16 protein-coding genes are annotated in these 22,807 nt (G+C 55.8%); 10 read left to right on the top strand and 6 right to left on the bottom strand.

The annotated features are described in order from the left end of the window. Nucleotides 1-42: 42 nt before the first annotated feature. The 3 genes from J3U88_RS02765 to J3U88_RS02755 are packed head-to-tail and all read left to right on the top strand — an operon-like array spanning nucleotide 43 to nucleotide 5,986. Entirely contained in the window at nucleotides 43-1,218 is a 1,176-nt protein-coding gene (locus J3U88_RS02765; protein WP_207856603.1) for an HlyD family secretion protein, read from the top strand. Next, nucleotides 1,215-3,851: an ATP-binding cassette domain-containing protein gene (locus tag J3U88_RS02760; RefSeq protein WP_207856602.1), complete on the top strand. Its 2,637-nt coding sequence runs from the start codon at nucleotides 1,215-1,217 to the stop codon at nucleotides 3,849-3,851. The genes J3U88_RS02765 and J3U88_RS02760 overlap by 4 nt, the downstream gene beginning before the upstream one ends. Further along, a complete protein-coding gene (locus tag J3U88_RS02755) occupies nucleotides 3,848-5,986 on the top strand; it encodes an ATP-binding cassette domain-containing protein (protein ID WP_207856601.1) in 2,139 nt (712 codons plus the stop codon). Before J3U88_RS02760 ends, J3U88_RS02755 begins: the two co-directional genes overlap by 4 nt. Here the strand turns inward: J3U88_RS02755 and J3U88_RS35215 are convergent. After that, complete coding sequence (locus J3U88_RS35215) at nucleotides 5,970-6,272, bottom strand: IS66 family transposase (RefSeq protein ID WP_423842028.1); 303 nt, start codon at nucleotides 6,270-6,272, stop codon at nucleotides 5,970-5,972. The genes J3U88_RS02755 and J3U88_RS35215 overlap by 17 nt on opposite strands. A gap of 132 nt (nucleotides 6,273-6,404) precedes the next feature. Here J3U88_RS35215 and J3U88_RS34135 point away from each other — a divergent pair, with 132 nt between their 5' ends. From J3U88_RS34135 to ltrA, 4 genes are all read left to right on the top strand, one after another. Beyond that, the gene (locus tag J3U88_RS34135) at nucleotides 6,405-8,510 is read left to right on the top strand and encodes a P-loop ATPase, Sll1717 family (protein ID WP_243435758.1); all 2,106 of its coding nucleotides are present in this window, start codon (nucleotides 6,405-6,407) and stop codon (nucleotides 8,508-8,510) included. Nucleotides 8,511-8,822: 312 nt separating this feature from the next. Beyond that, entirely contained in the window at nucleotides 8,823-9,323 is a 501-nt protein-coding gene (locus J3U88_RS02740; protein ID WP_243435757.1) for a DUF6283 family protein, read from the top strand. Between the two features lie 172 nt (nucleotides 9,324-9,495). Beyond that, nucleotides 9,496-10,938 (top strand): pentapeptide repeat-containing protein, encoded by a 1,443-nt coding sequence (locus J3U88_RS02735; RefSeq protein WP_207856598.1) that lies wholly within the window; start codon nucleotides 9,496-9,498, stop codon nucleotides 10,936-10,938. Between the two features lie 1,062 nt (nucleotides 10,939-12,000). After that, nucleotides 12,001-13,401: a group II intron reverse transcriptase/maturase gene (gene ltrA, locus J3U88_RS02730; RefSeq protein WP_207856597.1), complete on the top strand. Its 1,401-nt coding sequence runs from the start codon at nucleotides 12,001-12,003 to the stop codon at nucleotides 13,399-13,401. 73 nt (nucleotides 13,402-13,474) lie between these two features. Here the strand turns inward: ltrA and J3U88_RS02725 are convergent, their stop codons facing one another. The 4 genes from J3U88_RS02725 to J3U88_RS02710 form a co-directional block, all read right to left on the bottom strand. Continuing rightward, nucleotides 13,475-13,981, bottom strand: a complete 507-nt coding sequence (locus J3U88_RS02725) for a M48 metallopeptidase family protein (protein ID WP_207856596.1) — start codon at nucleotides 13,979-13,981, stop codon at nucleotides 13,475-13,477. 122 nt (nucleotides 13,982-14,103) lie between these two features. Beyond that, nucleotides 14,104-15,678: an MATE family efflux transporter gene (locus J3U88_RS02720; RefSeq protein ID WP_207856595.1), complete on the bottom strand. Its 1,575-nt coding sequence runs from the start codon at nucleotides 15,676-15,678 to the stop codon at nucleotides 14,104-14,106. Continuing rightward, entirely contained in the window at nucleotides 15,671-17,563 is a 1,893-nt protein-coding gene (gene asnB, locus J3U88_RS02715; RefSeq protein ID WP_207856594.1) for an asparagine synthase (glutamine-hydrolyzing), read from the bottom strand. The genes J3U88_RS02720 and asnB overlap by 8 nt, the downstream gene beginning before the upstream one ends. Before the next feature lie 343 nt (nucleotides 17,564-17,906). Further along, nucleotides 17,907-18,689 (bottom strand): class I SAM-dependent methyltransferase, encoded by a 783-nt coding sequence (locus J3U88_RS02710; protein WP_207856593.1) that lies wholly within the window; start codon nucleotides 18,687-18,689, stop codon nucleotides 17,907-17,909. Between the two features lie 264 nt (nucleotides 18,690-18,953). On the opposite strand from J3U88_RS02710, the gene J3U88_RS02705 reads away from it, so the two are divergent. Together J3U88_RS02705 and J3U88_RS02700 are read left to right on the top strand one after the other, a co-directional pair. After that, entirely contained in the window at nucleotides 18,954-20,234 is a 1,281-nt protein-coding gene (locus J3U88_RS02705) for a winged helix-turn-helix domain-containing protein (protein ID WP_207856592.1), read from the top strand. Between the two features lie 79 nt (nucleotides 20,235-20,313). Then, entirely contained in the window at nucleotides 20,314-20,886 is a 573-nt protein-coding gene (locus tag J3U88_RS02700) for a sigma-70 family RNA polymerase sigma factor (RefSeq protein WP_207856591.1), read from the top strand. 244 nt (nucleotides 20,887-21,130) lie between these two features. On the opposite strand, the gene J3U88_RS02695 is transcribed toward J3U88_RS02700, so the two are convergent. Next, the gene (locus J3U88_RS02695; protein WP_207856590.1) at nucleotides 21,131-21,460 is read right to left on the bottom strand and encodes a hypothetical protein; all 330 of its coding nucleotides are present in this window, start codon (nucleotides 21,458-21,460) and stop codon (nucleotides 21,131-21,133) included. A 256-nt stretch (nucleotides 21,461-21,716) separates the two neighbouring features. Here J3U88_RS02695 and J3U88_RS02690 point away from each other — a divergent pair, with 256 nt between their 5' ends. After that, nucleotides 21,717-22,346 carry a hypothetical protein gene (locus tag J3U88_RS02690; protein ID WP_207856589.1) on the top strand — a complete coding sequence of 210 codons (630 nt, stop codon included), beginning with the start codon at nucleotides 21,717-21,719 and terminating at the stop codon, nucleotides 22,344-22,346. Nucleotides 22,347-22,807 lie beyond the last annotated feature (461 nt).

Raw genomic sequence — 22,807 nt, 5'->3', positions numbered from 1 at the left:
GCCCCGCACGTTGTGACAACGCAAGCCAAGGTCACCCCAACCATGTCTACCCCGTTTAAACAAACCACCCGCGCCCTCAACCGTGAACGACACCGATTGGTCGGCGGCCTTGCCGTCGCGCTTTTCCTGTTGGCCGGGCTTTGGATTTGGTGGTTTGGCGCCGGCGCCGTGCCCGTGCATCGCCAAGGCAATGCACGGGTTGTCGCCGTGGCCGAACCCCATGTGATCACCGCCCATCGCAACGGTCGGGTCGCCGAACACCAGCTCCAACTCAACCGCCGTGTGCAACGCGGCGACCTCTTGCTGCGGCTGGACCAGACCGCCGTTCAAAAAGCGCTGGAACAAACGGAAGCCGATCTGGACCTACACCGCCAGACCCTGGCGCAAATTACGGCCGCGGCGCAACGACAACAGGTGCTTGCCCGGAAAGCCTTGGAAAGCGCCGACTTGCGTTTACAACAAGCCAAACTCGCCGTTGAACGCCACGAGCTCCGGTTGCAGGCGGCGGAAGATAAGCTGGCCCGCTACCGCCCTCTGCGTCAGCGCGGTGAAATCGCCGAATTGGATTTTGCAGAAATGGAACAAGCCGCGCGCGAAGCTCGTCAAGAGGGCGACCAACTGCAGCTCACCCAACAACTGCGCGCGAGTGAACGGGCACAAGCCAAAACCGAGGCCGACAACCAGGCGGGCGAACTGGCACGCCGGCGCGACCAAGCCGAACGCGATATTCGCAGCGCGGCCTCCGAACAACAACGGCTGACCCACGAGGCGGCCCAATATGTGGTAACCGCGCCCGCGGACGGCGTATTGGCCGAGGTACGCCCCTTACAAAACGACGCATACGTGGAGGCGGGTCGCGAATTGGGTCGCTTGTTAACCGAGCAAACCCTCATGGTCCGCGCCTGGTTCCATCCCGCCGACGCCGTCGGCCGCATCAGCGCCGGCGACAGCGCGGAAATGCGCCTCGACGGTTTCCCCTGGCTGCAATACGGCAGCCTGACCCTGCGCGTGCGCGAGGTCGCCGGGGAATGGCGCAATGAGCGCGTGCGCATTGATTTCGACATCCTCGCAACCCCGCCGGGTATCCCGCTCCAACACGGGCTCCCCGGCCAGGTGCTCGTGCGTGGCGAAACCGTCACCCCGCTCCAGATGCTCCTGCGCACCGTGGGTGGCCGACGCGCCGCCCAACAACCCACCCGCTCGGAACCGCAACCATGAAGCGCCGTTTCTTGGTGCCGGAAATCGTCCAATCATCCCAAATGGATTGCGGCCCGGCGGCATTGTCGGCCGTGCTCAATGGGTTTGGCCTCGATGTGGGTTTTGGGCGCATGCGCGAGGCTTGCCAAACCAGCGTCGACGGCACCAGCATCGACACCCTCGAGGAAGTGGCCGTCGCCCTGGGCCTGCCCGCCGAACAAATGATGTTGCCGGACGACCATTTACTGCTGCCCGACACCGATCTCCTCCCCGCCCTCGCGGTGGTCTCACTGCCAGGCGGCGGCCATCACTTCATTGTGATTTGGCGCAGGCACGGGCGCTGGTTCCAAATTATGGATCCCGCCCACGGCCGCAAATGGGTCTCCGCCCGACAACTCAAGCGCCAACTCTACCAACACCGCCACGCCCTGAGCCACGCCGATTGGTTCGCCTGGGCGCGCACCTCCAAACATTTTGTTTTTCCCCTCATCCAACGCCTCACCGCGCTGGGGTTTAGCAAGGACGCGGCCCAGGTTCAGGTCGTCGAGACCCTGCAAAACGAGGATTACCGCCCGTTGGCGACACTCGACGCCGCCACCCGCTGCGTGCGCGCCCTCAAATCCGGTGGTGCCGTTCGCGCCAAGTCGGCCGCAAAACGTCTGATCAGCCGCCTCTACGAACGCGATTTGGCCGGGGACAGCCTGGGAACCTGCATCCCGGAAGCCTATTGGTCGGTGAACACCGCGCCGCAAGACACCCACCTGATGATGCGCGGCGCCGTGTTTATCAGCTTCCAACCGGGAACGCTTGATGAGGCCGAAAACGAACCCAGCGAAACGGATACCGCCTTGCGCCGCGCCGTCGGCGAGAAGGAACCCGCCGTCGCCGGCCTCCTGTGGCAAACCATCCGTGCCGACGGTTGGTGGGCCCCGCTCACCATTCTTTTTTTGGCGTTGCTGCAGGCCGGCGGTGTTTTGTTCGAAACCCTACTGTGGCGCGGCCTGATGGAGATCGGCAACGGGCTACCGCTGCCCGAGCAACGGCTCGCGGGCGGCATGGTCCTCTGGTTGTTTGCGGTCACCCTGCTCTTGCTGCAAATCCCGCAAAAAGTGGCCCAGTTACGCATGGGGCGAAACCTCGAAACGCGGCTCCGCGCCGCCTTTTTGGCAAAAATCCCCCGTTTGGGTGAACGTTACTTCCACGGCCGCCTGACCGGGGACATGGCCGAACGCAACCACATGTTGCACCACATCCGCGGCTTGCCGTTGATGGTCACCCGCCTGATTTCAGCCGTGTGTGCCCTGGTTTTCACCTGCGGCGGCGCTATTTGGCTGGCCCCCCATCTCGCCGGGCCCATTCTTCTGGCCGGCATCACCGCCGCCCTGTTGCCGCTGGGCATTTACCCCTTGCTCGCCGAACGCGACATGCGGGTCCGTGCCCACGAGGGTGCACTCAGCCGTTTTTATCTGGACGCGCTCAAGGGTGCCGCACCCATCCGCGCCCACGCCGCGCAAGGCGCCGTCACCCGCGAACACGAGCGCCGCCTGACCGCCTGGGTCCAAGCCGCTTACCAGCTGCTCACCGCCTCAACCCTTACCCGCCTGCAAAGCTTGGTCGGCGTCGCGCTCACCTTTTGGATCGTCAGTCGGCAGGTCCAGATTCAGCAGGACGGCACCTTGCTCCTGCTGATTTACTGGCTGTTGCAAATCCCCGACCTCGGCCAACAAATCGCCGCCGCCGTAAGCGCCTTACCCGCTTACCGCAGCACCACCCTGCGTTTTATGGAGCCGCTCGCCGCCCCCGACGAACACCACCAACCGACGGCAACCGAACCCCATCAGCCCACCGACACGCGCGGCCCCGCCCTGCGCTTTGAGGCGGTGGCCGTCACCCTCGGCCGCCAGGCCGTTTTGAGCGGGGTCAATCTCGACATCCAGCCGGGCGAACACCTGGCCTTGGTCGGCCCGTCCGGCGCGGGGAAATCCAGCCTGCTCGGTTTGTTGCTGGGCCGCTATCCCGTCAGCGAGGGCGCCGTTTGGGTGGACGGCACCCGGCTGGACAACGAAGGTTTGCCCGGTTTGCGCCGCGAAACCGCGTGGATCGACCCGGCCGTCACCCTCTGGAACGATACCCTGCTCAACAACCTCACCTACGGCAACGAACCCGAACCCGTCCCCTTGGAACCCGTCCTCGAGGCCGCCGAGCTGATGCCGATCCTCGACAAACGCAACCAAGGCCTGCAAACCCAGATCGGTGAGGCCGGCACCCGTCTATCCGGCGGCGAGGGCCAGCGCGTGCGCCTCGGCCGCGGCTTGCTGCGCCGCAACGCGCGGCTTATTTTGTTGGACGAGGCCTTCCGCGGCTTGGATCGCGCCACCCGCGCCGCCAAGTTGCGCATGGTGCGGGCATGGTGGCCGCAAGCCACGCTGATATACGTCAGCCACGACCTGGATTCTACCCTGTCCTTCGACCGCGTGTGTGTCATTGAAGGCGGCCGTTTGGTTCAGGACGGATCGCCCGAGCAACTGCGCAACCAACCCGGCCCCTACCAACGCCTGCTCCGCGCCGAACAGGAACTCATGGACAGCTTGTGGGCCGACCCCGATCAGCGCCGCCTCCGTTTGGTGAACGGTAAATTGGAGGCGCAACCATGACGCCCGATGAACTGGCCCGTCACGGTTGGCCCGCCGCCGAGTTGGACAACGCCGTGGCCGCCCTCGCCGCGCAAAGCGGCCTACCGCAAAGGCTTGACGCGGTAACGCTGGATGCGGCGGCCCTCGCCGGGAACGCCGAACCGGTCACCAATGAAAACCTCGACCGGATCATCCGCCAAGCCGCCGCGGGCCGCGGCCTGCAAGCCGAACGCCTCAGCGTCGGGTACGGTGACGTCGAGGACCTGCTGCGTTTCGCCGGGCCCGCCTTGTTTGTGTATCCCCACGAAAACCAGCCGTACCTGCTGGCCCTCGCCGGCGGCAACCACCGCTTTCTCAAGGTCTTGAGCCCTGACGGCCGCCTACTCAAGGTCAAAACAGAAAGCGTGCTGCCGCTGTTCGCCTGGAAGGTGGAGGCCCCCTTCCGCGTCGCCACCGAACAACTGCTTCACGAGGCCGAGATTCAAGGCGCCGACCGAGAACGCATCCAACAACGCCTGCTCAAAGAAACCTTGGCCGACTCGCGCATTCAATCCTGCTGGATGCTGCGCCTCAACGATACCGCGCCCCTTCCCGCCCGCGCCGCCGCCACGCGCCTGGGTTCGCGGCTGGCTTTGTTCCTAACCACCCACTTCATCCAATACTTTTTATTGATCCAGGCCTGGAAATGGATCGGCGGCGCCTCGCTCACCGGCCAAATCGACGCCGATACCCTGTGGCCCTGGGGTCTGCTGCTGCTGAGCCAAATCCCCTTAACCATGATGACCCTTTGGTTCCAGGGAACCTTTAACATCGGGGCCGCCCAAATCCTCAAACAGCACCTGCTCCAGGGCGCGCTGCACCTGGACGCGGACCACCTCAAAAAAATGGGTTCCGGGAACTTCCTCGCGCGCGTGCTCGAATCAGACGCGCTGGAGAGCCTCGTCATCAACGGCGGCTTGACCGCGCTGCTGTGTTTCGTCGACCTCGGCTTCGCCGCCTGGGTGTTGGCCCACGGCCCTCAAGCCGGCCTGCTCACCGCGTTGCTGCCGCTGTGGGTCGGGTTCGGCGGCATGCTCATCGCCCGGTATTACCATCGTTGCCGCCACTGGACCCATCTCCGCCTCAAACAATCCCACCAACTCACCGAAAAAATGTTGGGCCATCGCACCCGCTTGATCCAAGAGATCCCGCACCAATCCCACCAGCAAGAAGACCGCTTCTTGGCGGAAACCCTCGCCGCGGGAAAAGCCATGGACCGGATTTCGCTGTGGCTCGACCTGCTGCTCACGCGCGGCTGGATGGTCGCCGCCCTCGCCGCCCTGCTCCCCATCCTCTTCCAGCCGGGCCTCAACCCACTGGGTATCGCCGTCTCACTTGGCGGCATCCTTCTGGCCGTGCGCGGGTTCACCCAATTCAACGCGGGTTTCACGAGCTTGGTCCAGGCATGGATCGCTTGGCGCGAGGTGCGGCTATTGGTGGCGGCCCCGCCCGACGCGGTCCCCATCGCCGACCCACGCACCCAGCAGGCCGACACCAACCCAAGCGGCAACCTGGTCAACATGCGCGACATCCACTTCCGCCACCAACGCGCCCAAGCCGCCGTCCTGCAAAACCTCCACCTGCAGATCAAACGCGGCGAACGCATCCTCATCGAAGGTCCCAGCGGCAGTGGCAAGTCAACCTTCGCCGCCATCCTCGCCGGCCTGCGCGACCCCAACGGCGGCTTGTTGCTGCTCAACGGCTTCGACCGCGCCACCCGCCGCGATCAGGATTGGCACCGCCGCATCGCCTTGGTCACCCAATTCCACGAAAACCACATCTTCTCGGCCTCACTCGCCTTCAACCTGCTCATGGGCCGCGCCTGGCCACCCCAACACGCCGACTTACAGTTGGCCGACCAAATCTGTCGCGAGCTGGGCCTGGGCGACCTGCTCGACCGCATGCCGGCGGGCCTGCAACAAATGGTCGGCGACACCGGCTGGCAACTCTCCCACGGCGAGCACGCGCGCGTGTGCATCGCCCGCGCCATCCTGCAAGAACCCGAACTGCTCATTCTGGACGAAAGCTTCGCCGCCCTCGACCCGGAAACCCTAACCCTGGCCCACACGGCAATCTCCAACCGCATCGACACCCTCGTCCTCATCGCCCACCCATAACCAAGAACCAAGCAACCGAGCGACTTCGTGTTAGGCTGCTTTGGTCAATAAATGTTTGGGGTCCAGAATTCGGCAGCCCGCCACGCACAGCCCACATGTAAGACGGCGTGGTGTTTAATCGGTCTTTTTCACCGTAAACCCGGGGCGTTGTTTCATCGATTGGAACATCGTTGCTTTTGAGAAGGTCTTCCTTGAAAGCGTCGACCAAAGCGAGGCAACACTGAGCGACTTTTTGCGACCATTCATCCATCGTCGTTCTCGACAGGAGAATGCCAAGATGTGCCAACTGTTAAAAGAAGCGATTCGCGGCGCGCGCAAGGTCACCCCGCCCTCCCTTGGCTTTATTTTTATGACGCTACAAATGTCTTTTAGAGTAGCTTGATATACCCTGATTTATCATCTTGCTGAGGTTCTTGTTTTGTGGTATTTTTTTGGAAAAAACATCAAGCGGGCCCCTGTGATCAAAAATAACTTCAGAAAAATAAACTCTCTGGGCGACGTTCAAGCAGAGAGAGATTTTGAAATGCTAGATCAAGCTTTTTACGAAACCCCAGAATATAGAACTCTCATTGAAGAGCATACAAGGCGAGTGATTGTCGGTCGTCGGGGGACCGGCAAGAGTGCTCTATTCTACAAGCTTCAAAAACACTGGAGACTAGATAAAAAGGCGGTGATTGTAAGTATATCTCCTAACGAAACCGAAATCATCGGGCTTAGGCCTTTTGTTAATCTTTTTTCTGACAGACAGAAGCACCTAAGGATTGCTAGTAAAATCGCATGGGAATACGCTATTCTGCAAGAGATTATCCTTAACCTTGCATCGAACTATAAGATTCGATCCGACAATGAACTAGCACAGCTTTTAATTGAGGAAAAAGCATGGCGAAAAGAGGGTGATAATATTATAGATAGAATGTTAGGAGCCCTGGACACCCTGGTTGAAACTGACGTAGTTATAGAGAAAAGAATATCAACACTTGCCAGAACCCTTCAAATTAAAGACCTATATCAACTTGTCGCGAAGGCGCTAAATAAGAAGACCTTCTCTCTGCGCATAATCGCGGACAAATTGGACGAAGGTTATGAACCAGACCCTATTGGCATTTCTATTTTGACAGGTTTAATTTACGCTCTCGACAGCCTATCCAATCAACTCCCAAGAACGGCAACAACAATATTTTTTCGTGACAATATATTTCGGTCTATTCAGCTCCTTGATCCTGATTATTCCAGAAATGTTGAAGGTGATGTGCTTAGATTACACTGGGACGAATACCAACTTTTCAACATGATTTGCAACCGCTTAAGAGTAGCTTTTGGAATAACACAAGAGAAGAGTCTGAAAGTTTGGGATCAAAAGACGGCCCGAGATCTAAGAGGAAAACAAGGCTTTCGTCGATGCCTTCAATTGACACTGTACCGGCCCCGCGATCTTCTCGTTTTATTAAACAAGGCATTTAATAATGCTTATTCTCACAGTCGAGACGTTATAGTTAATGATGACATAGATAAGACATCAAGGCAAATTTCTTGTTCAAGACTTGAAGATCTCAAGAAGGAATACTTGGAGATCATCCCATGTATCGCGCGCTTGCTTTCGTTATTCTGCAACACAAAAACAACTCTCAACTATATTGAGATTGATGAAATTCTGGCAACGGTTTCTCTTGAATCACTTGAAAAATCAGAAGCCCAAGCGTTTGCCATTCTAAGCGACACAAAGACGATAATTCAGACCTTATACAGTGTAGGTTTCCTTGGTGTTTGGAAAGACAATGTATCTAGCTTTGTCTTTTGTCACGACGGTAAAGACCCTGACTTCTCCGTGAGTCATCAATCGAAGCTATTGATTCACCCATGCTATTGGATTGGTTTAAATATAAAACCTAATGAACACCTTGAAAACACTGAGGAGATCTACGACGAATACGATATACAAGTATCTTCTGAAACGACAGAAATAAGAAAAAGAAAACTTGGCGCAGTCATGCAGGAATTGAACAACATAAAACAAGGAAGGGAAGATGCCGGAGAGTTCGAGGAGTGGTGCCTAAAAGCTATCAAAATTGTTTTCCCTAAAGGGTTACAAAACCCTTCATTGAACCCAAACAAAAACAAAACTCAAAGGAGAGACATTGTTGGCACAAATACGGGCAGCACTGAGCTTTGGAGGCGAATCCTGGAGGATTATCAATCGAGACAACTGATTTTTGAAGTTAAAAACTTTGAGAGGGAACTCGGCCGAGATGAATACAGGCAAATGTTGTCATACCTGTGCTCGCAGCATGGGAACTTGGGTTTCATCATAAACAGAAGCACTAAAGCAGAATTAGAAAAAAACCGCGAACTAAAGTGGGTTCGTGAGCTTTACCACGAACACAAGAAGCTTATTATTAAGCTTCCTGTGATCAAACTTTACAAATGGTTGAGCAAGCTGCGTAACCCTCAAAAACATGATGCTGGCGAGAAGGAGCTTGGCTCAATCCTTGATCTTTATGAACGTAATTACATACGGCTGGATTAATAAAGGTCACCCATCATTCTCTGTGATTGCTTTTTTACAGCCAAAAAACTCGCCTCCTGAATTGCAAGCCTACCAACGAGCAGGAAAAAGCATCCCCTGAATTTCGGATAAGCTAGAACCACGTAAACGGTAGGAGAATCCCATCTTTTAAGATGGTACGAATGGGGTAGCCGGGATCCACCGGCAAAGGCATCGGGTCGTTGGTAACTACGCCAAGAGCCTGGGAGGGGTTAGGCAGTTTCTGGTGTTTTTCCGCCGTTTGTCGAGGTAGGATAGCCTCGTCCGACCCATGCTGAGAAAGGGGAATCAACGATGAAAAAATCACCGTGTAGCAACTGCCCTAGGCGAAAAGACAGTGATCCCGACGAATGGCCTCGGCAAAGGCGGCATGAGCTGGTCGCAATCATCGTGGGAGGGTTTCAAATGATGGCCTGCCACAAAACCAAGGAAGACCGGCCAAAGCCATGTGCTGGATATGTCGCGCAGGTCGGCATGGAACGCATCGGACTTCGTCTTCTGTCCACGAAGGGCCTCCTTAATCTAGACGTGTATGCACCCGGCGCGGCCAATCCCCATGAAACCTCCGGCGCCTTGCTTCGCGCCAAGGGCATTGACACGGAGGAAATCAACACCGTTCTTTCGAAAACTGAACGGCAGGGGCATGGGACCCCAAAAGCGCAATCAGCCTCGTTAGAGGAAGAGATAGCGCGGAGAACCGCCCCGGTCGAGGCACTGCTTCCCAAAGCTCCCCGCCTGCTAATTTTAAAAACGATGTTGAGAGCAGGCGGTACCTGTGAATTCCGATACCAGTAGATGGTCTTGAAATGGAAGCGACATTGTTTTCTATGACTACAAGCGAGATTTCCATGAGCTGGCAGGCAGCTACGTTCAACTTCACTTTTCGCTTATCTTGCGATTAACCCGTTCTTCTTAGCTTTCACTCTGAAACTTTAGAAAAGTTCAGACAGTAAGAAAAGGAACACCTTTGGATCAAGAAACAAAAACAAGTTCAAAGAAGTCATTATGGATGCGTTTGGGTTTAAAAGTCTCAAGCCCTGATTTGATTACAGGTGTATTTCTTGGAATTGGCTTAGTTATAACAGCTCAAGTGCTTTTTACTTTTGATATCGCTATTGATGTATTAGTGGTAGCCGCTGGCATTATCGTTGTTTTTTTTGTAGGAGCATTCTCCGGCTACTACCTGTTTAAGCACTATTCTTCAAAAGCGATTAAATCAATACCTGAAAACCCTGAAGAAATACAAGATTTAGTTTTTGAAATTGCGACTTTTTCGGCCAAGATATCTTCAGGCAAATATAATGAAAAAGATAAAGAACTTTTAAAAAAAAGGTTGAACAAAGGATCTCCATTTTTTTATTCTTTGTGCCAAGCAATTTGGGCTGCTGTTTTACGAGCGGTTGCATTTGGACGCCTTGTGGCAATCCTAGGTGGCGTGGTTAGTTTTTCAATATTTCTGGCGACCTATATGCAAGTCGAAAAATTAGAAATTCAAAATAAGTTAATTGAGACATCAAACCATCTTCAGGAAGCATCTCGACGAGCTTTGCTAGTTAGCGAGATCCAGGAAATCAATCTAGAGTTAAGTGCGTATTCTTCTAATGGTAAAGATAACATCAAGCTTTCTCTTGCGACATTAGAAAATATTGCTAACCTTTCAGCGGGACTTCGCCCATACCGGTTCTTGGAGTATGGAGAACCAGATTTCTACAAGTCAGTTGGGATTGTAACACCAATACAGGGGGCAGGACTTTTATCCAAAAAAGCATTGAGTCCCGAGAGAGGAAGGTTGTTGCTTCGGGTTCTACGATTAAATCCTGAAAACCTATCCGAATTTGCTGAAGTGCGACCAGATTTTTCTTATTCTGATTTTCGCGGGTTTCAAATATCCCATCTAAATTTCAGTGGCTTAGTAATGAACAGTTCTGATTTTCGAGATTCAGAAGGTTTTACAGCGGTTTTCAATAGTTCTCAATTAGACTATTCAAACTTCACTGGTGCCGAGTTAATTGGTGTTGACTTCACGCCATCAGAAAAACAAATATCTTCTCTTCGCTATCCGCACACAAATCTTCGTGGCGCAATTTTTGTTAACGCACGATTAAATCATGCAAAATTTGATAAGGCAGATTTAGAGGGTGCTGATTTCTCTAATTCAGTTTTATTTGGAGCAAGCTTTAATAATGCAAATTTGCGTAATGTTAACTGGGAGGGAGCTGCGGTTTTTCAAGCTGACACAGTAGATAATCAGGAAAAGGCAATTGACGATTTCGAACGAATAATTGACTTACTCCCATTAGAGGATCAAGCAAAATGGATTTACTCGTTTCGTTACCCAGATGCTGATCACAAATATCTCGGTGATGATGGAGATGACACAGTGTATTTATTTTTCTCAAAAAAAATGTAATGAAGAATTGAAATATAACAAGGCACTTGGTAGATCGGATGTTTTGATCAGCCCAGGGCGTTAACCTTTTTCTTCTACCCTTCGCGGTGTCAACAAGCTAACGGCCTGCATGTGCCCAGCAACCCAGCATGGCCGCCACTTACGCGGAAGCCTTAACCCAATCAACAATTAACTCTTGGGCCGGCGAACATACCGAGGTGCTGCGGGGGAGGGCTGTGCAATCTGCAGGCAACGCCCTTTTTGGCTTTGTGCCGCGTTCTTCGGGGAATTTCTTTCGCCGGTAACTGAAAGTGGCCTATTTGAGACAATGGTTTTCCCCGCGAGAACCTCGACGCCTCCCAACGTTGAATCCGTTGCTTCCATTGAGCCCCCTTCGGGCTGCTGGTTTCAAGCATTTCAGCTTCGCGCATGAGCAACCTCCTGAACGCCTTTTTTGACCAGGTCGCTTACCTACTAAAAGATGCAGTTCCCCTCGCGTTTACCATGTGAGTACCGGAGGCATAGCTCCTTTTGGCGGCTATCAAGGGTGAAACAACTTTTTTAAATTCGTGTCAGGGGATTTGGGTGAGCCGCCGTATCCGCTTCATGACAGGCGTTCCGCCTTTCAATGATTGCAAGCACCATTTATAGCGAAGGCCTCGGCCTTCGCTTTTTTTTGGTGTGCCCGGCAGGGCACACTCACTTGAGGGTTCAAGTCCCTTACAGGCCCGTCAGGGGGAACTGTTAGCCGAACGGCAAGGGTGCTCGTCGCGAGGCGGGATCTGAAGGAAGCCGAAGGCAAAACGCTGACCCGACGTACAGGAATCCCATCAGGCGGTTGCATGGGATGAGAAGGCCAATATCTTCAAAGTCCGATACCTGAACGGAACATGTCGCCGTAAATGCGGCGGGTATAAGCGTGGAGGTGGGTGTGCATTACCCGGGGAGGCCTGTCGATCTGCCTTGTGCTACTAATCTCGTAAGGGGTTGGGATGGATCGGCAGGAGTCAGCAGAAGGCATAGTAGGTCAGGCGACCTGACTGAAGGCCGGAACAGTTCATTTAGCATGGAGCCTTGATTTCGATGAAACGTGAAGCAACAGAATGTCGTGATGAGAAACACGACCCCACGCTGGAGAGTAGCGGCCGGAAGCCGCGAGGGCAAAGCGGCGGGGTGGCAAACGTGCCGGTACTCAGGGAATACTACATGCGGAAGGCAGAAGGACTACTTAAGAGAGTGGTCGCAAATGAGAACATGCAAACGGCACTGGCGCGGGTGAAGAAGAACAAAGGTGCGCCGGGCGTCGACAGAATGACTGTCGACGAACTGGACACCTTTCTCGCACGCAACTGGCCGAGCATTAAAGAAGAGCTTCTGGATGGGCGGTACAAGCCGAAACCGGTGAAAAGGAAAGATATCCCGAAACCGGGGGGCGGCACGAGGGTGCTGGGTATCCCAACCGTTTTGGACCGGCTCATCCAGCAAGCGATTCACCAAGTGCTCCAACCGATATGGGAACCGCTCTTTTCAAGTTCGAGCTACGGCTTTAGGCCGAGGAGAGGCGCCCACCAAGCGCTGATCGCGGCCAAAGCCCACGTTACAGCCGGGCACCGATGGATCGTGGATATGGACCTGGAGAAATTTTTCGACAAGGTCAACCACGACGTATTGATGGCACGGGTAGCGCGTCGTATCGATGACAAGCCGCTCTTGAAACTGATCCGTAAGTTTCTGACGGCAGGCATGATGGTGGGAGGACTTGAGACGCAACGGGTAAAGGGAACTCCGCAAGGCGGGCCGTTGTCGCCGCTGCTGTCGAACATCCTCCTCGACGATCTGGACAAAGAGCTTGAACGAAGAGGGCACCGGTTCTGCCGCTACGCCGACGATTGCAACATCTATGTGAAAAGTCGAAGAGCGGGAGAGCGGGTCATGGAAACGGTCACCTACTTTCTTGAGGCTAAGCTTCGTTTGAAGGTGAACCGAGAGAAAAGTGCGGTAGACCGACCCTGGAAACGGAAATTTCTCGGGTATAGCATGACGGCCCACAGGAAGCCGCGACTGAAAGTGGCCAAAGAAAGCATCCAAAGGTTCAAACAGGAACGGAAACGCGATTTCCGTAAAGGACGAGGACGCAACCTGGAAGCCTTTATGCGCGAATTAGCGCCAAAGCTTCGGGGGTGGGTCGCGTACTACAAACTGGCTGAGGTCAAGGGTGTCTTCGAGGAACTGGACGGATGGATTCGTAGGCGACTACGAACCATTCTATGGCGGCAATGGAAACGCCCGTTCAAGCGATATACGATGCTGCGTAAAAGGGGAATTCCCGAAGAAACGGCAAGGAAATCAGCTTGGAACGGACGTGGACCTTGGTGGAACTCCGGGAAAAGGCACATGAACTTTGCTTACCCGGCAGACTACTTTATTGGACGTGGGCTCATCTCACTTTCTCTGTACAAACTCAGTCTGGGAAGAATGAAATGAACCGCCGTGGTACGGAACCGTATGCCCGGTGGTGTGGGAGGACGGCGGAGGGCAACCCCGCCTCCTACCCGATTTACCAGAGGTCTTCGCCCTTCTGATCTCGGAAGGTTAAGTACAGGCGCAGATCGAACTCGAGTTGGTGGTAATCCGGCTCCATATGTTCGCACAACTGGTAAAAGGCCTTGTTGTGATCCGCTTCCTTAAAATGCGCCAATTCGTGAACCACGATCATGCGCAGGAAATCCTCCGGCACCTTTTTAAACAACGCATCGATCTGAATCGCGCGTTTGGCCTTGAGTTTGTTGCCCTGCACCCGACTCGCGCGCGTATGCACCCCCAGCGCATTGCGCATCACATCAATTTTTTCGCTGTACACCACCTTGCTCAAGGGGCCGGATCGCCGCATGTAGGTATTTTTCAAATCCAGGGTGTATTGCGACAACGCCTTGGGCGAACGAATTTGGTGCGCCTCGGGATACCGCTCCATTAAATAAGCACCCAACCGATCTTGGGCGATGAGCCGTTGCACTTTTTCCAATAAGGCGGGGGCATAACCGCCCAAATACTGCAGCGTTTCCATGATTTAACCTCACCCCGCCATTCTAACCCGGCTCGCGCAACCGCTCGAGAAAGGATTCCCGTGCAACCACCGCGGCCACTTAACAACCAGTCCACAACCTCACCCATCGCGCCGTATAAACATTAACCCGCTTGGTCCGTTCCCGATGTGAAACGGGCCAAGACCCGCTTTTGAATGCGACCCCGCAAACCCGCATCCACCAGCAGGAACCAGGAAGACAGGGCGTACAAACCCAGGTGCGCCGCAACGGCAAGCAGAAATCCCCAGGGCGCGGGTAGCGCCAAGGCACGCACTGCGAACAACCCGGCGACACCGCAACTCACCGGGCCGAGGACCCGCGCCAAAGGTGCCAAAATCTGGGCCGGCCGCGAGCCGCTCCAACGCGCCAGAACATAAACAAAGGCGGGTAAACCCAAGCACGGGTAAAACAGCGTGTAGGGAAAGCTAAGGCTGTAGAACCGCAACCATTCCGGGCCAAACAGCGCGAGCAACAGGGATGCCGGAATGCCGAACCCGGTAATCAGCAGCAGGGCGCGCGCGTAGCCGGCCGCGCGGCCGGCACCGATCAAGAGTTTGATCCAGCCGTCGGCGATGCCGGTAAACATGGCGCCGAACGCGAATAGCCGAATCAGGTTGGCGGTTAACCCATAATCGATCTCGGGATTGGCCTCGGCCGGCCCAATCCACAACTGCAGGATCTGTTGCGGATAGAGCATCAGCAGGGGGAACACCGACATCACGGCCCAGGTATGGGCCAAGCCGGCGTAATAGAGCAGCTTGCGAATGCCTTCGTCGCCGTGGGCCACGCCGAAACGCGCCGAGATGGTGTCCAACCCGCCGGCCATGCCGTGGGCGATGATGCGCACGTAGTTCCCCAACTGCAAGGCCAGCCCGAACATGCCGTTGGCGGTGAGGCCGAAAAAGCGGTTCATCAGGACCGAACTAAACACGGTTTGCACCATGAGCGCCACGTTGGCGGCGGTGTTCCAACCGCCCAGCAACAACATGCGTTTCACCACCGCGGTTTCGTACTCGGGATGGAACAACCGCAAGCGCGGTTCGCGGCGATGCACCCGAATCACGGCCGCGAGCAAGACCCCCAAAAACAGCAGTGTCGACAAAAAACCGTAGGCCACAATGCGGTCGGCCTCGCCGGAAAGGTCCATGAAGGTTACCGCCAATGCCGCGCTGGGGAAGGTCACGCGCTGGGCCACCATCCAGGTGTTGACCTCGGCGAAGCGTTCCCAAACGTTGAGCATGTTAAAACTCGGCGCGGACAGCGCAACGGCAACGGTTTGCAGGCCGATACACAGGGCCATAAAACGGGCGGCCCCGTGCAGAGCGGGCGGAATGTCGAACACGGCGTGTAACAAGGCGACAAAAAGGACGATCCCCAGCACCATCACCCCGGCCGTGATCAGGCCGACCCGAATCGCGGCGGCAAAAACGGAGACCAGTGCCTCGGGTTCCTCTTCGCGGTGGTAGGCGGAAACCAGTTCGTGAATGATGGATTGCTGCACCACGTCGGGGAAAAGCCGGAAATACCCAATGGTGGTGCCCAACAGAATCACCACGCTGTAGACCTCGCCGCCAAATTGGAGCAGCAGGCGCACCAGCAGCAGACCGAAAACAAGGTTGGCACCGAAGCGACCAAAGTTGGCAATCACACGCAGGAGGTTGTGGCGCAACTCACCCACAGGCAGCCACCGGCAGCGATCCTTTGATGAACTGTCGATGCCACAACACCATGCTGATCCAGCGGAAAATTTGCGAGGCGTAGTTGGCTTCACCGCGCACGTGTTCGCCGACCATTTTTTCGAGGCGGGCACGATCAAAAATACCGAGATCGCGACATTCCGGGCTGAACAAAATGGGATGCACCACATCCTCGCTGTGCTCGCGCAACCATTGCGCAATCGGCGAGGTGAACCCCATTTTGAAACGGCGGAACAGCACTTCCTCCGGCACATCCGGCCGCATCGCGTCACGCAGGATCTTTTTCCCCAAACCGTCGCGGAACTTAAAGGATCCGGGCAGGGAGAACATGAACTCAACCAGATGCACATCGAGGAACGGCAAGCGAGATTCCAACGCGTGGGCCATGGAAATCGCATCGCCGTAATGCAGCAGGTTCACCAAATTTTGTTCCATCTGCCGCCGCAAATCGCGGTTCACCTGGTCGTAATCGGGATGGGGTTGTTGGAAATCGGGAAAGATCGGTTGACGGTTCCAAGGCCCGATGTACAGACCGCCGTCACCACGCCACCGCTGATAAAGCGGTTGTGCCCAGGGCATCATGCCGCGCATGAAATTGGCGAAATAGGTCTTGGGCCCCCCGCTGCTGCCGATGGACTGCTCTTTTTTGGCGGTTTGGTAGAGGCTGCGCACATCCTGGCCGATTTGGCCGAAGCGGCCGCGACCGATTAAATCACGGAAGTGGGCAAACAGCAGGCGATCCAAATAACCGGCCAAAAGCTCGTCCGCGCCCTGCCCTTCCAGAAACACGGTGACTTTGCGCCGGGCGGCGCCGGTAATGTTCCAATAGGGCAAAATGGCGGGCGAGGCGTGGGGCGATTCGAGATGGTGCAAACACCGCGACAACACCTCGATCACATTTTTGCCTTCCATGGTGATGCCGTTGGCGCGCAGACCGACGGATTCGGCCAACTTGCGCGCATCGGGAAATTCGCTGCGGTAACCCTGCTCGTACACCGAGGTAAAGGTTTCGAGATTGGTGTGCACTTGTGCCGCCAAGCACGCGATCACCGAACTGTCGAGCCCGCTGGAAAGGGCGACCCCGACCGGAACGTCGCTGCGCATGCGCAAACGCACGGCGTTTTTCATGAGGCGGTTCACTTCCTCACAAGCCGCCTCATAGCTGATCTCGCGATTTTGGTGGGTCGGGTAATCCCAATAACGACGCAGCTTCACGCCGTCGCCATCCACGGTTAAATTATGGGCGGGTGGCAAGCGATGTACCTGGCGAAAACAGGTTTGCGGGGATTGCGCGCCGATGCTGCGCCGCATGATCAGGGAAAGCGCGTTCCAGTTGGGCTCGGCGAGGGACGGTTCCACGGCCAACAGCGACTTAATTTCGGAACCGAACAGGAAACGGCCGCCAACCTCGGCGTAATTAAAGGGTTTGATGCCGAAGCGGTCACGGCTACAGAAAAGACGTCTATTGCCCGCGTCCCAAATCGCAAAGGCCCACATTCCGTTGAGGCGATCCACCACGGCTTCGCCCCAGGCGTGGTACCCCTTGAGCAGCACCTCGGTATCGGAGGCGGTTTGGAAGGCGTAGCCTTGTTTCAGAAGTTCTTCGCGCAATTCGAGGTAGTTGTAGATTTCGCCGTTAAAGACCAGCGACAAACCGGCCTCGCGAAAATGGAACGGCTGATTGGAAGCCGCGACCAGATCAATGATGGCGAGCCGTACATGGACCAGCCCCAATTCGGGATCGGGCAAAAAGGTTCCGGCGCCGTCGGGCCCGCGATGGACCATGGCGCGTTGCATGAGATCGAGTTCGCGCTGCACCACGGCGCGGTCGCTGTTGAGGTTAAAAATACCGGCGATGCCACACAAAGTTTCCCTCCGCGCGGGCCAAAGAATGTTAAACAATGAGATAAATGATGGCCGATTATACCCGAGCGAGAATGGACATGGGCGACAATCTCCGATTTCAAAAGAAACGCCGGCTTCCCCACGGGGTGGAATGCCGAATGGGGTGGATTTGCCCTTCGTTTCACAGAAAAAAACCCTGAGCCGGCCGCCGCACGGACATCTTTCAAATTTTTTTTATTTTTTTTCGGACGGTTGGTCGCTTTTTGGTGAGTGTGTAAGTGGTAGAGCATTTTGAAGGGAGCTTGTAAACTCCTAACGCATTCGCGTTAACTTGCCGGTGGTTCATCAGAGCCACCGGCTTTTTTTATTTGGGCGTCCCAATCAAATAACTCAAGCCCAAGGGCGACTTGGGAATGGGCGCCACCCCCACGCGCCACGCGTAGTCCTGCCGGCCCGGCACCGTTTTAACCAGCGCATTGAGTTCGCGCGGTGAATAGACTCGCAGGACCGACACAATACCGTCGAAGAAAATGGCCAGGGGCAGGAGCGGCAAGATATAAGTGAAAAAGAGGCGTTTCCATGAGAATGGCTTTACGAACGGGATCACCAGAAACATCAGCGGCATAAACACCAGCATAAACACCATACCGAGCAGGCGGTTGGGATCGCCGTCCACCACGGCCACCCCGCGTTTTTGCGCCACGGCGTCGGCGAGCAGTGCCCGTGCTTGTGTCGGCTGAAGATGGTGAAAGCCGTTGAACATGGTACGGAAACCCTTCTGTTCCGGGGCCACCTTGGTTGCGTCCAGCGGTGTTTCCAGGCCTTGGATACGGCCGTCGCTCTCCCGCGCCAAACGCGCGAAGGCCCGATGGTTGGGGTAGAGATCGGAAAGCCGCACGTGAAGCTCTAAGTCGGCTTGCTCGCGAAACTGCTTAACCAGGCTCAACCAGCCCCCGCCGGCCCCGGACCCTAAATCGAGGATTTCGGTGCAGCCGGTGCGATTTAGCGCCTCGGCAAGGAGGGGCACCATCGGGGCAAACCCGTCGCCGGCCTCGGCCAGGAATTGTAAGGTATCGGTAATGCCGTCGCGAATGAATTGGGGACACCAGGGCAGGTCCGCGATTTCGAAAAAGTGAATACGTGCCATAACTACCTCGCTTTCAGATCCTTTTAGTTTCATAGGAGACGCCTGCAAAAAACCCATGTGCGCACCCTTGCCGGCCTGAGCCCGTTCAAGCACAACGTCGAACCCATGATACGGGACCACCACCGTCACCGATTCTGAATTGGATCTGAATTAAATCTAAACGGTTAAACCTTTGGTGGTAAATGTGTTGGCGATTATTCTAAACTTTGCGAAACAGGGTGCCGTCGTTAAAAGATACAGCCATGGTGCCGTCAGGAGGTTCCCATGCCGGAATTTAGATTCGGCCAATTCGTGTTCGACAGTGGGACGCGCCGCCTTTTTCGCGCCGGCCGCGAGATCCCGATTCAGGAGAAACCGGCCGCCTTGCTTCATTTATTGTTGAAGCAACCGGGCGATTTGGTAGACCGCGATGCGGTTACCGCGGCGTTGTGGCCCGATACCCACGTGGCCCTTGCCGATAATTTGAACACCACGATTAGCAAACTGCGCGCCTGCCTCCAAGACAAAGCAGCCAACCCTACCTTTATCGAGACCGTCCCCCGCCGCGGCTACCGTTTTATCGCACCCCTCCCCACGGGGGCGGCGGCCGCGCCCGAGGAAAACCCAAGCGTTCGCCGCCATTACGAACAGGGCCGCTACCATCTGGACCGACTCAATCCCGCCGCGCGCCAATTGGCCAAGGAACATTTTCAGGAAGCGCTAAAGCGCGATCCCAACAGCCATTTGGGCCACGCCGGTTTGGTGGAGGCGCTGCTCTGGGAAGCGGGCATGCTGGGCGATACCACCGCCGTCGCCCCGGCGATTGTCGCCTCCCTGGACGCCGCGCGCGAACACGCCCCCGTGGCTCCCGAAACCCAGCTTGCCGAGGCGCTCGTCGCCTTTTTGGTGCACTGGGACTATCCCCGCGCCGAACGCATGTTCGCCGAACTGGCCGCCGACGGCAACGAACCCGCGCGCGGTTGGTACGCCGCCTTTTTACTGGCCAACGGCCGCTTCGAGGAAGCCGTCACCCAGCTCAACACCGCGCTCGAAAGCAACCCCCTCTCGCAAACCTACCAACACCAAAAAGCCCTGGCCTTTTATTTTCAAGATGATCGCGCGCGCAGCCGTCAACAACTGAACCACCTGGCGCGCACCATGGACAGCGGCGACGGCGTCACCCACTGGTTGCGCTACCATCACAACGAACGCTGGCGCGAACCGGAAGAAGCCGTCGCGGCGCTGCAACAGGCGCTCACCGCCTGGGGTTTCCCCATCGAGGTCGTTTACCCGCTGGCCGCGTTGCAGCGTGAACTGGGTTTGGACGCGGTTCGCCGTCAACTGATCAACCTGCTCCAGCAAGCGCCGGGCATGCGCTTCACCTTAATCCTGCTCCACGCTCAATTGGATGAATGTGACCAAGCCTTTGCCCTTATTAACACGGCTCTCGCCTTACGCGACTGGAACCTGTGCTACCTCTCGGTAGAACCGCGGGCGATCAACCTCCGCGCCGACCCCCGTTACGCGGGCGTGTTGCAAAACCTGCTACGCGGCTACCTGCGCTAACCCCTCCCCCCACCTCGCCTGGAGCCTGCCGCGGCGTACCCCCTAACCTCAACCCAACGTCACCGCAAACGGAGTCTTTATGTCGGATCCAGACAAAGCGTCGATCACCCAACTCCTCATTTCATGGCAAGACGGCAACAGTACCGCGTTGGACGAATTACTGCCAATGGTGTATCGCGAACTCAAGGCCATTTCCCGAAATTACCTGCGCGGCGAGCGCAGCGGCCACACCCTCTCGGCAACTGCGCTGGTCCACGAAGCCTACGTGAAACTGATCGATCAAGACCGCATCACCTGGCAGAACCGCGCCCAATTTTTCGCCATCATCTCGACGCTGATGCGCCGCACCTTGCTGCAACACGCCCGCACCCGCAACGCCCAAAAACGCGGCTCCGGCGAGCAACACCTCACCCTGCGCGAAACCATCCATTTCTTCGGCGACACCACCGAAATCGACATCATCGATCTGGACAGCGCCCTCACCGAACTCACCAAAATGGACGAGCGCAAGGGGCGCATCGTCGAGATGCGGTTTTTCGCGGGCCTCACCGAACCGGAAATCGCGGACGTGCTGGAAATCTCCGAATCCACGGTCCGCCGCGAATGGCGCTCAGCCCGCGCCTGGCTGTACAAGGCGCTGCGCGCCAAGTAAAAGGCACTAGCGAATTTTGCCGTTGGGTAACCGCGGCTCCCGGCGAACAGAAGCGCAATAATTCAAACAACTTACCCGTTCCAGACGTAAAACCCCGGGTGCTTTTTGTTGTTGTTCCGGTCCCAAACAGTAACCCGTACCTTGTGCTCTCTAGCCCGCAATTCTCCCAAGGAATTCTGCTGCGAAGCCGAAAGCCATGCGATTACTTCGCTTACTCGGTCGAGCCGCCTTCGCCGTAGCGCTGCTACGCCTGTGCCGTCTCTCGGTCGTAATCTTCGTACTCACAAGGCTTTCTGCTTCTCGCGACGAATCCTTGTGAGAATTGCGGGCTAGGCGACGTTCTTCGACGCCCAACTTGATCGAAGTCTCCCCGCCAATAAACCTTCCCCAAGGGATAAGATTGGCGAAGGAGCTCTTTGTTCCCGTATTTTACAGATACTTTGTTAATCGATTCATCGCCTTCAACTTTGATTTGAATATCAATCGTCCAGCCCTCGACGTCAAAATCGCGCTCGAATGAAAAAATCATTAAACCAGCCATTTCATCAATATTGTTTTTGTCGGCAAGTCCCACAAAAAACTAAACGCCAACCCTTACCTCGCCTTTGCCCCGTGTCTTGGAGCCTCACAGTTGCGGCGTCAACACGGGTAGCCCGGACATGGAAAAGGTCTTTGCACGATCAATCGATCAGTATCCCGTCGCCGTCATGCTATGATTGGGCTTTCCGATGATATGAACAAACGATGTGAACGTTTACAAAGAGTGCCTTCGCCTGAACCAAACGACCGGAACGCGCTCGTTGCTTCGTGCCCATAAAAAGAAGGTGCCCATGAAGATCGTTGCCGCAATTTTGCTTGGCCTCGGCTTGGTCGGAATCCTGAACGCGGCTGACGAAAGTCAAGAACCCGAGCGACACTATGCACTGCACATCGACGGCAGGCGCCATGCCCTAACGCTCGATAACGCCATTGAATTGGACGGAACCTACACCAACCCGGAAGTGGTGCTCAGGGCCTCGGCGACACGTACGTTTACCTACGCCGGCCTGGTCTTCAAATACCCGGCTTCCTTCTCATGGGATGCCCAGATCATAGGACCCGACCACAAAGTGTGGACCATGGCCAGTCCCAATGTGCGTATTATCATCATCCGCTTACCCATTGTCATGACCCCGGAAGAACAGGCGGCGCAACTGGTGCGCGAGTTCAGTCAGGGAAACCCACGGATCACCGACGTGAGCCGATATTTTTCCGGCCGGACCCTGCGGGGAAAACGCGTCTCCGTTCAACTCGCGAGCGAACATTTTAACCTCGACACCTATGCCCTACCGACCAAAACCGGTTCCAGACTCATCATCCTCCACGACCAGCCGCCGGCGGGTAAACCCATCAGCGGCGAAGGCGAACGCGCCTTCCGAGACTTCTTCAAAACGCTAAAAGACACCGAGGGGCCGAAATAGTTAACGACAAGCACAAGCAAGGATTCCCCTACCTTCTTTTATCGCGGTAGGCGTAAGGATCAAACCGTTCACGGGTTGCATACAACATCCCTCGGCGATCAGGTTTCAATCGAGGTCGCTTCGCTCACGAAAACCTAACAAATCACAGCCAAATGAGAAAATGGTTACCCACCCTTCACCGCGAAAATTTGATGGGTCCACCGATGGGACCTGAACGCGCGTCGGGTTGGTCATTCACCCCGCGCTAACTTCTCGTAGGGGCGGCTAAGAAACTGCCTTAGAAAAACAACCGTCCGTCCGCAAGTTATTCTTTACTAGACCTCTTTAACATTCTTTTCACTTGGTAGGCCTTGCCGGGTCGTGATTAAATACCGAAACACCTCCTCTTTTCCCACGGCACATAGTTCTCAAAAATCCATCATTTCCCGATTATCGATACATCCTCTTTAATCAACACTGGG

Origin of the sequence: Acanthopleuribacter pedis (assembly GCF_017377855.1) — a bacterium.
In the GTDB taxonomy this organism is placed as follows: Bacteria; Acidobacteriota; Holophagae; order Acanthopleuribacterales; family Acanthopleuribacteraceae; genus Acanthopleuribacter; species Acanthopleuribacter pedis.
The sequence above is the reverse complement of the archived record's forward strand: the minus strand, read 5'-3'. Positions and strand labels throughout refer to the sequence as shown.

Bases quoted from the DNA above. Each gene is read 5' to 3' on its own strand.
- J3U88_RS02765 (WP_207856603.1), top strand. From the start codon at position 43: ATGTCTACCCCGTTTAAACAAACCACCCGCGCCCTCAACCGTGAACGA.
- J3U88_RS02760 (WP_207856602.1), top strand. From the start codon at position 1,215: ATGAAGCGCCGTTTCTTGGTGCCGGAAATCGTCCAATCATCCCAAATG.
- J3U88_RS02755 (WP_207856601.1), top strand. From the start codon at position 3,848: ATGACGCCCGATGAACTGGCCCGTCACGGTTGGCCCGCCGCCGAGTTG.
- J3U88_RS02740 (WP_243435757.1), top strand. From the start codon at position 8,823: ATGAAAAAATCACCGTGTAGCAACTGCCCTAGGCGAAAAGACAGTGAT.
- ltrA (WP_207856597.1), top strand. From the start codon at position 12,001: ATGAAACGTGAAGCAACAGAATGTCGTGATGAGAAACACGACCCCACG.
- J3U88_RS02725 (WP_207856596.1), bottom strand. From the start codon at position 13,981: ATGGAAACGCTGCAGTATTTGGGCGGTTATGCCCCCGCCTTATTGGAA.
- J3U88_RS02710 (WP_207856593.1), bottom strand. From the start codon at position 18,689: ATGGCACGTATTCACTTTTTCGAAATCGCGGACCTGCCCTGGTGTCCC.
- J3U88_RS02705 (WP_207856592.1), top strand. From the start codon at position 18,954: ATGCCGGAATTTAGATTCGGCCAATTCGTGTTCGACAGTGGGACGCGC.
- J3U88_RS02700 (WP_207856591.1), top strand. From the start codon at position 20,314: ATGTCGGATCCAGACAAAGCGTCGATCACCCAACTCCTCATTTCATGG.
- J3U88_RS02690 (WP_207856589.1), top strand. From the start codon at position 21,717: ATGAAGATCGTTGCCGCAATTTTGCTTGGCCTCGGCTTGGTCGGAATC.